The sequence below is a fragment of the Verrucomicrobiota bacterium genome (assembly GCA_016871535.1).
In the GTDB taxonomy this organism is placed as follows: domain Bacteria; phylum Verrucomicrobiota; class Verrucomicrobiia; order Limisphaerales; family SIBE01; genus VHCZ01.
In genome coordinates, this window is the sequence record VHCZ01000256.1 from 1 (window position 1) to 8657 (window position 8657).

6 protein-coding genes and 2 pseudogenes are annotated in these 8657 nt (G+C 62.5%); 2 read left to right on the top strand and 6 right to left on the bottom strand.

Annotation, left to right across the window (positions count from 1 at the left end):
- The first annotated feature begins 171 nt into the window (after window positions 1–171).
- Entirely contained in the window at window positions 172–633 is a 462-nt protein-coding gene (locus tag FJ398_22850) for an arsenate reductase ArsC (protein ID MBM3840746.1), read from the top strand.
- Between the two features lie 196 nt (window positions 634–829).
- On the opposite strand, the gene FJ398_22855 is transcribed toward FJ398_22850, so the two are convergent.
- Both FJ398_22855 and FJ398_22860 read right to left on the bottom strand, forming a co-directional pair.
- Window positions 830–1063, bottom strand: coding sequence for a hypothetical protein (locus FJ398_22855; protein ID MBM3840747.1), 234 nt, complete (start codon window positions 1061–1063; stop codon window positions 830–832).
- Window positions 1064–1200: 137 nt separating this feature from the next.
- Window positions 1201–1509, bottom strand: a pseudogene (locus FJ398_22860) (hypothetical protein).
- A 5-nt stretch (window positions 1510–1514) separates the two neighbouring features.
- Between FJ398_22860 and FJ398_22865 the strand changes: the two are divergent.
- Window positions 1515–1619 (top strand): annotated as a pseudogene (locus FJ398_22865) (sensor histidine kinase).
- An 87-nt stretch (window positions 1620–1706) separates the two neighbouring features.
- Here FJ398_22865 and FJ398_22870 read toward each other — a convergent pair.
- From FJ398_22870 to FJ398_22885, 4 genes are read right to left on the bottom strand one after another with little or no spacing between them, the layout of a single operon-like run.
- On the bottom strand, window positions 1707–2954 hold the full coding sequence (locus tag FJ398_22870; GenBank protein ID MBM3840748.1) for a TolC family protein: 1248 nt from the start codon (window positions 2952–2954) through the stop codon (window positions 1707–1709).
- Between the two features lie 7 nt (window positions 2955–2961).
- The gene (locus FJ398_22875) at window positions 2962–6318 is read right to left on the bottom strand and encodes an efflux RND transporter permease subunit (GenBank protein MBM3840749.1); all 3357 of its coding nucleotides are present in this window, start codon (window positions 6316–6318) and stop codon (window positions 2962–2964) included.
- A 10-nt stretch (window positions 6319–6328) separates the two neighbouring features.
- Window positions 6329–7984 (bottom strand): efflux RND transporter periplasmic adaptor subunit, encoded by a 1656-nt coding sequence (locus tag FJ398_22880; protein MBM3840750.1) that lies wholly within the window; start codon window positions 7982–7984, stop codon window positions 6329–6331.
- A gap of 57 nt (window positions 7985–8041) precedes the next feature.
- Complete coding sequence (locus FJ398_22885; GenBank protein MBM3840751.1) at window positions 8042–8479, bottom strand: hypothetical protein; 438 nt, start codon at window positions 8477–8479, stop codon at window positions 8042–8044.
- Window positions 8480–8657 lie beyond the last annotated feature (178 nt).

Below are 8657 nucleotides of genomic sequence, written 5' to 3' on the forward strand. Positions count from 1 at the left end.
CTGGTTTCCATCGCTGGGTTGACGTGGAGTCCTGCTCCAGGTATCTGGGGAGGCGATTGACTGGGCCGAGAAGCCACTCGACGGCAATCCGCGCGTGGCCGAGGACAAACAGGCGCTCAAACGAATCCTGAGACGAGACCCCGCAAAACTCTGCAAGAAGCAATGTCAATAGTGAAACCGACCGTCCTCATCCTCTGCACGGGCAACTCGTGCCGCAGTCATCTCGCCGAAGGCATTCTGCGCGCGGTCGCCGGCGATTTCCTCCACGTTCAAAGCGCCGGCTCGAAGCCTGCCGGCTACGTTCACCGGCTCGCGATTCAGGTGATGAAGGAAATTGGCATTGATATTTCCGGTCATCGGTCCAAGCCCCTGGAGGAATTTCTGACGCAGCCGGTCGAGACCGTCATCACCGTCTGTGGTCAGGCGGACCAGGCTTGCCCGAGGTTCCCCGGCCAGGTGAACCGTTACCATTGGGGCTTCGATGACCCCGCCCACGCCACGGGCACAGACGCGGAGAAGCTCGCTGTATTTCGCCGCGTGCGGGATGAAATCCGGCGCGTGTTTGAAGCGTACGCCGCAGGCCGGCGCGATCAGGCGAAAGCCGTTCAAGGTTTTGAGACCGCGGGTCGCTGAGATTTGAGAGTTAAAATGGCAAGCCGCCGTGGTGCTGCCCCACGCGCGTCGGGTTTTGGAAACTCGACTGCGCAAGCCGGCGCGCGGGCTCTGCAAATCGACAATTGCCAATCGCGAATCGCACATGAATTGGTGCAACTGCCGGGGATTGCACGAATCCTCGCGAATGGATTCTGGCGCTGCGACGACTCCCGGTTCAATTCAAGCCCGTTCGGGGAATTCCTGTCTGCTCTCGTTCGGTGGCGAAGCGCCGCAGCGAATCGATCAGTCGCGTCGTGCGCGTCGCCGCACCCTCCGCCGTGAGATGGTTGGCGGTGTCGAAGAATTGCTCCGGCGGATAAATAAGCCTGGTCCTGCGGGGTGTCGAGCAAGACCAGACCCGGAATTTGCCGGAGCGCGTCCGCCAGGCGCAGGGCCAATTCGCCGTCACGCCGCAGCGGCCCGGTTGGCTTGGGCGCGAAGGAAAACGCCACCTGGATTCCCTTGCGCTCGGCGCGTTCGACGAATCGGCGCAGCGCTCTCAAAAGCGCCGGGCTGGCGCGAGGGTGAACGCGACGTCGCCCAAGTTCAGGTCCGAATTGTTTTGCAGGTGTTCGCCAGGCGAGTGGTTGCAGCGTCCAGCGCGCCTGGGGTTTTCGCGGACAAGACCAGCAAATGGCAAGGGCGCGCTTCCGGTAGGGCAGACATCTTGTCTGCCGGTTCACGAGGCATCTTTGCCTCGTGGTTCGGGCCGCCGGATGTATCACACACGGGCAGGCTGGAAGCCTGCCCTACGTTTTCGGGCGCTTCTTCGAGGATGCCGTGCGCGTTGGTGCCACCGACTCCGAATGAACTGACGCCGGCCCGCCGCGGCGTTTCGCCGGCTTTCCATTCCGTGAGGCGGCCTGGCGACCGTGGCCCGGATTATCCACCGCCACGGCGGACGCATCTGGGCCGAAGCGGAACCGAATCGAGGCGCAACCTTCTTCTTCACGCTTGGGCCATAGCGGGCATTGGCTGCTAATGATTTGCCCTTTGCTGCTGCTCCTAATCCTGATTTCAAAGTCAGCCACGGGCATGCCATGCGTCCACCTTCACTTTCTTACGGGTGGTTTCAAATACGCCGACACTTGCGCCCACGCCTGCATTACGTCGCGGAGGGATTCGAGATAGGTCAACCGCACAGCGGCCCAATCGCGGCGCACGGGCAGGAGTTCGGCCAGGCCAATGTCGCCGGCAGCGAAGCGCGCTTCCGTGGCTTTCAAGACGAGATCGGCGCGCGGCAGAACGTCCGCATTCAAGGCCCGGCTGTTTGCAAGCGCGGTGGTGAGTTGAGCGTGAGCATCGTGGAGGCGGACTCTCAGCGCGTTTTGCGTCGAGCGCGACCGGGCTTCGGCCGCGGCGACCTCAGCGCGCGCTTCGCGCAGACGGCCTTGATTGCGGTCGAACAGCGGCAGCGGGATCATCAGGCCGATATCGAAAGCGTTTTCTTTGGAGGCTTCCAAGCGGCGGTAAAGCGCCTCAACTCGCACGTCAGGAATGCGCTCGGCTTTCGCAAGGTCAACCTGGGCCTGACGGACGCGAACGGCGGCGACCGCCGACGCCACTTCGGGATGTCCGGACAAATTGGCGGCAAGAGTTTCCAATGTCGGAATCTCGAAGATCGCATCAAGGCTTCCAACGAGGGTCTTCACGGGCAGGCCTGGATCGCCGATGGCGGCTTTCAGTTCCACCATCGCGTGTTCGCTGAGTGCCTCGGCGCGCCTGAGTTCGACCTGGGCGCGGACCAGTTCCATCTCAGATCGGGCCAGTTCTTCGCGCAAGGCGTCGCCTGCGTTCACACGGGCTTTCGTCGTGGCGGCCAGTTTCCCCGTGTCGGCGACGAAGTCGCGCTGCGTTTGGAATGCCTTCTCCTGATAAAGCGCCGTGGCGAAGCCGCTATGAACTCGCTTGCGCAGATCGCGGCGGCGCGCTTCGAGTTCGTGCGTGCGGCGGTCGCGTTCGAGCTTCTCGGCCTCGCGAGCTTTGCCAAGGCGACCGCCGAGCGGAATCGCCTGGGAAATGCCGACTGGCAATTCTGCCTGGCTGGCCGGGTCACGAAAGCGAGCGGATTCCATGCGGGCGATGACATCCAGATTTGGAAATGTCCCGGCCTGTTTTGCGCGGCCCTCGGCAGCTTCGCTGAGCGCCTTGGCTTCGGCCAGTTCGGGTTGAAGGCGCTCGGCAAGCTCCAGCGCTTGCTCCAGTGTCAGCGTTTCAATTTGATTCGTGTTCGGTGTCGCAGCCTGAATAAGCGTTGCGAGTGTGCTCAAGAAAAGGATCGAGAGAGTCAGTTGTTTCATAAAATCCTCAAGCAGCTTCGCCCACGGGCCGCCCAAAGCGCAGATACAGCGCCGGGACGATAATCATGTTCAGCACCATCGAAGTGAGCAGGCCGAACAGGATGACGATGGCCATGGGGGTTTGGATTTCGTTGCCGGCTTTGCCGCCGCCCAAGGCCAGCGGGATGAGCGCAAGTCCGGCGGCGAGTGCCGTCATCAGGATCGGCACGAGGCGTTCCATGGCGCCGCGCCGCACGGCTTGGCGGAAGTCCGTGACGCCTTCGTGCTCCTGCAAGTGGCGAATGTGTGAGACAAGCATAATGCCGTTGCGGGTCGCGATGCCGAAGACGGTGATGAAGCCGATGAGCGACGCCACGCTTAACACACCTCCCGACACGAACACACCCACGACACCGCCAATCAACGCCAGCGGCAGATTCAGCATGATCAGCGCCGCATCACGCGCTGAGTGAAAGGCCAGATGGAGCAGAAAACCAATGCCAATGACGACGCCAATGCCGACCAGCGTCAGAATCCGTCCCGCCTCAGCGGCACTCTCAAACTGACCCGCGTATTCGACGCGGTAGCCGGGTGCAGCGTTGAGCAACGGATTCACGAGTCTTTGAATGTCATGGACGACGCCGGTCACGTCGCGTCGGGCCACGTTGCACTGCACGACGATTTTGCGCTCCATCTGTTCGCGGAGAATCTGGTTCGGACCAGTGTCCTTTTGGATTTGGGCGAGCGAATACAGCGGCACTTTCGCTCCGGCGGGCGTGTCCACCAACACGTCGCCTAGCGTGTCGAGTCGCCACGTGGATTGGAGCGCGGGCGGCCCGCCCGCGAGTGGTTTATCGCCGGGTTGAGAATTCGCGCGGACGGGCCGCCTGCGCTCCTCGCGCTCTTCATCCAATCGTACCACCAGGTCATAGGAAGCCTGCCCTTCCAACACGCGGGACGTTTTCACGCCCTGCAGCGCGGCTTCAAGCGTGCGCGCCACGTCGCGGATGGTGAGGCCGTGACGCGCAATCTCGTCACGGTCGAACTGCACTTTCAGCACGGGAACCTCCGTCTGGGTCTCGACGGACAAGTCCACGACGCCCTCGACGCCTTGCATGGCCTGGCGGGCCTTCTCCGCAAGTGCACGGAGTTGGTAGAGGTCCGGGCCGAAGATTTTCACCGCGATGTTCGCGCGCGTGCCGGAGAGCATGTGATCAATGCGATGCGAAATCGGCTGACCGATGGTGATGTTCATTCCGGGCACGGTGGACAATCCTTCGCGGAGCGCCTGAAGGAATTCCGCCTTGTTCCGGTCTTTCATTTTGATGGACACGTCCAGTTCCGCCGCTTCGACGCCCTGGGCGTGTTCATCGAGTTCGGCGCGGCCGGTGCGGCGAGCGACCGAGACGACTTCTGGAAAACTCAAAAGCGTTTGCTCTACCACACGCCCCAGTTCATCGGATTCCTGGAGCGACGTGCCGGGGAGTGTCACGGCGCTGATGGTGAGCGAACCTTCATTGAACTCGGGCAGAAAAGCGCGGCCCATGAACGTGGTGGAGATCAACGCCACGGCCAGGACGGCCACGGCGGGCAAGGTCACGCGCCACGGATGATCGAGCGCAGCCTGGAGCGCCGGATTGAATCGCGTCTTCAGCCACTTCACGAACTTTGGTTCGTGTTCGGTTAGCACGGCTTTGCTCTCGGGCAGCAGCAGGTAGCACAGCACCGGCGTGATCGTGAGCGCGACGAGCAGCGAGGCCATCAACGCAATCAGATACGCCACTCCCAGCGGCTGAAGCAGCCTCCCCTCGACGCCCGCGAGGAAGAAAATCGGCACAAAGACCAGCGCGATGATGAGCGTGGCGAAGACAATGGAACTCTGGATTTCAACGCTGGCCCGCAAAACCACGCCAAACGCCCCGCCCTTCTCCCTCTCCCCCGCCGACGGGGGAGAGGGCCGGGGTGAGGCGGATGCTTCGGAGGATCTCAGACCGCTGGTTTGAGTGGAATCTGACCCCTCACCCTGTCCCTCTCCCCTTCTGAAGGGGAGAGGGGAATCGGTTCTGGCGTGCTCGATCGACTCGCGGGCGGGCCGCCCGCGCTCCTCCGCTTTCCGCCGTCTTCCGTGCCATTCGCGCAATCGCCGGAACACGTTCTCCACGTCTATCACCGCGTCGTCCACCAGCGCGCCGATGGCGATGGCCATGCCGCCGAGGGTCATCGTGTTGAGGGTCGCGCCAAACCATTTGAGCGTGAGGACGGCGGTGACGAGCGACAGCGGAATGGCCGTGAGCGTGATGAGCGTGGCCCGGACGTTGCCGAGAAAGAGCAGCACGATGACGGTGACGAAGGCAATTCCTTCGAGCAACGCACGCTGGACGTTGCGCACCGAGACTTCGATGAAGTCGGCCTGCCGGAAAATGTCTGTCTTGAGCTTCATCCCGGCGGGCAGTTTGGTGGCGATGTCCTCAAGCACGGCCTCGAGGCGTTTGGTGAGTTCGAGCGTATTCGCTCCCGACTGCTTTTGGACGCCGAGAATGACGGCGGGTTTGCCCATCGCCGAGCCTTCGCCGCGCTTTTGTGCTTCGCCAATTCTCACTTCGCCCAAGTCGCGCACCCGTGTCGGCACTCCGCCGTTGGCCGCAACGACCGTTGCGCCGATGTCGTCGCGCGTGCGCACGCGGCCCACGCCGGTAATCAGCCATTCCGAGCCGCGCTCATTGATGATGCCCGCAGAGACGTTCTCGTTGCCTTCTTCAAGCGCGCGGATGAGTTGGTTCAAGGCGATGCGATGCGTCTGCAACGCGGTCGGGCTGGCGACGACCTGATACTGTTTCTCGTCGCCGCCGATGGGCGTGACTTGCGACACGCCGGGCACGGCAAGCAAACGGCGGCGAACCACCGTCTCCGCAAAGCTCCTCAACTCGGCGGGCGTATGCCGCTCGGAACTGAGCGCCAGGAAGAGGATTTCGCCCATGATGGACGATTGCGGCGCAAGCACCGGTCGCTCGACTTCGGGCGGCAGATCGCCACTGACGGCGCTGATTTTTTCGCTGACGATTTGCCGCGCCGCGCGGATGTCCGTGCCCCACTCGAACTCCACCCACACGACCGAGATGCCGACCGCGGTCGCGGAGCGGACACGCCGCACGCCGGAAGCACCGTTGACAGCCGTCTCGATAGGGAAGGTGATTAGCGTCTCGACTTCCGTGGGCGACATGCCGTGCGCCTCGGTGATGACGGTGACGGTGGCGGCCGTCAGATCGGGGAACACGTCCACCGGCATCCGCGTGGCCGTGTGAATGCCGAAGACGGTGAGCAGCGCCGCCGCGACCACCACGAGCGCGCGGTTGCTCAAGGACCATTGAATGAGCTTGTTGATCATAGGCCTGTCCTCAGTGCGCGTGACCGTGTGCGGGAATAACGCCGGAAACGGACGCGAGCCGGATGGCCATCGCGCCCTTTGTCACTACGCGCTCGCCCTCGCTCACGCCATCGAGCACTTGAACTAAATTGCCGTCCCGAATGCCGAGCTTGAGTTCGCGCTTCTGGAACGTCTCGCCGGACACCTGCACGAACGCGACGAAGTTGCCGGCTTCCTCGACGATCGCGCTATCGGGGATGGCAACAGCGTCCTCGGCGCGGCTTGTTTCCACGTGGAGATTCACAGCCTGGCCGACGCGCAGATTGTGAGTGCCATTCCGCACCTCGTAAACGAGCGGCACCGTGCGCGTCGCCCGGTCAACTTGGAGACCAGCGAAAACGCGACGACCGCGCGCGGCTTTGACGGAGGCAATCTCACCCCCATTTGCCACCGCATAGCTCGCGTCCGCATCGTCTGGAATTCGGGCCAACGCGGCCTCGGGCACGCGGGCCTCCATCCACAACACTTCGGGATTGAGAATCTGAAACACCACGCTGTCAGCGAGAACGGGTTCGCCGAGGCCCGCACCGAGTTGGTTGATGATCCCGGCAATCGGCGCGCGCAGTTCCAGCGCGGAGAAGGGGCGCGGTCGGCCCGCCCGCGAGTCCTCATCGGCGCCGGAGAGCTGGCGATAAGTCGAGCGCAATACCGTTGCCGCTTCGTAACTGGCGCGAGCAGTCTGCAACGCCAGTTCCGCCTCCTGCAATTCGCGTTCGGATTTGGCCTGCTGCTCGGCCAGCTTCTTCGTGCGCTGATACGTTAGTTCAGCCTTCTCAAACGCGGCTTTGGCGCGCGCGAATTCGCCTTCGCTCTCGGCGAACTTCGCGGCCGCTTCCGAAAAGCTCGGCCGCAGCAACGCGAGCAACTGTCCCGCTTCGACCTTCTGGCCGGGCAAAGGCAATTCGCCTCCCCCGGGAGCGAGCAGTTGCCCTGAGACTGGCGCAATAACCGTCGCGCTCAAACCGGGCTTCGCCAGCGTGGTTGCAGGCAATTTCACACGCTCGACGAGCCGGTGCTTCGTCGCTGGCTCGGCTTTGGTCCGAACCTTCCACTGCTGCTCTTTGAGAAAACTGAGGCCTTCGGGAGCTTCCGGCTCGGGCGCGTGCACGGCATCGTGATCGCTTGCGAAAACTTTCACGGGCGGAAGCGCGACGGTCTTATCGCCTTCATCGGTCGAGATCACGACGGACACATTCCAATCGCCCGCTTTCGGAAACGTGAGCATAGCTTCGTAGATGCCCGCCCGCGTCGGTGTCTTCTCGATCTGTTCAACGGGGGCATCCTGGTCGAGTCGGAGGACGAATTTGATCTGCCCCTCGCGACGCGGTTCGAGCGTTTTCAAATCCGTGACGTGCGTAACGAACTTGGTCGGCGTGCCCGCCGCAACGAAACGATGTTCGGCAAAGATTTCGTGGCGTTCCCCCCACACGGTGATTTGCGCGGTTTTGGGCTCTTCGCCGTGATGATGGTCGTCGCCGTGTGAATGGTCGTGGTTACAGCCCGCAATCAGGAGAAGTCCGAGACTGGCGGCCAAGCTCGCACGTAGTTTTCGAAAGTAAAAATTCATAACAAAAGCGGAATTCGCCTCAAAAGAATGCGCCCGGAATAGAGGCCGCCCGTGAGGCATTCAGGCGGAAAAGGGCAAACCACGCCTGCCGTCAGGCGTGACCACTCGAGGAGGAATTTAAGTGAGAGGCGGAGCGCGAGGCTGCGACGGGCCCGGCGGGGATTCACCGGGCGGTTTGATGCGCTCGATGATCGGGTTGCTCCGCCCTACTTCCGGTGGGTGAAGCTGAAGCAAAGTCTCGGCCGGAACAAAAACCACGAACACCGCAACAACCGGCGCTTGGCTCTGCGCCGCGAACGTCAGAACATGATCGGAAGCGGGATGGGGAGCGTGCCCGTCGTTCTGTTCGTTCGAGGGAACATCCGCGTGGTCGTGCAAGTGCAGGACCGAATCCAGAACTGCGGCAACGGCATCGTCCAGGTGCATCGCGGTCGCGAGATGCACCGGGATGTAATTGACGTAGAAAGCGAAAAGCAGTGCGGCCAACAAACGTCCCCACCAGCCTGCCGTTCCCGGCGGGCAGCGAAGTCCAGTTGCGCGGCGCGATCTCGTCATGAGGTCGTCAGAGTGATTGAGTTTAGCAATTTCAGGTTAGCGTTGTCCACCGCCGATTACTGCCGAACCGCCGAAGAAATGAGCGCGGGCAGCCTGCCCGCCGGCTTTCTTCAAGATCTTCAGGCAGCCCGCGCGGGCAAACTGCCCGCGCTCCTGCTTGAATCAGCCGTGCGCTGAC

Bases quoted from the DNA above. Each gene is read 5' to 3' on its own strand.
- FJ398_22870 (MBM3840748.1), bottom strand. From the start codon at position 2,954: ATGAAACAACTGACTCTCTCGATCCTTTTCTTGAGCACACTCGCAACG.
- FJ398_22875 (MBM3840749.1), bottom strand. From the start codon at position 6,318: ATGATCAACAAGCTCATTCAATGGTCCTTGAGCAACCGCGCGCTCGTG.
- FJ398_22880 (MBM3840750.1), bottom strand. From the start codon at position 7,984: ATGCCTCACGGGCGGCCTCTATTCCGGGCGCATTCTTTTGAGGCGAAT.
- FJ398_22885 (MBM3840751.1), bottom strand. From the start codon at position 8,479: ATGACGAGATCGCGCCGCGCAACTGGACTTCGCTGCCCGCCGGGAACG.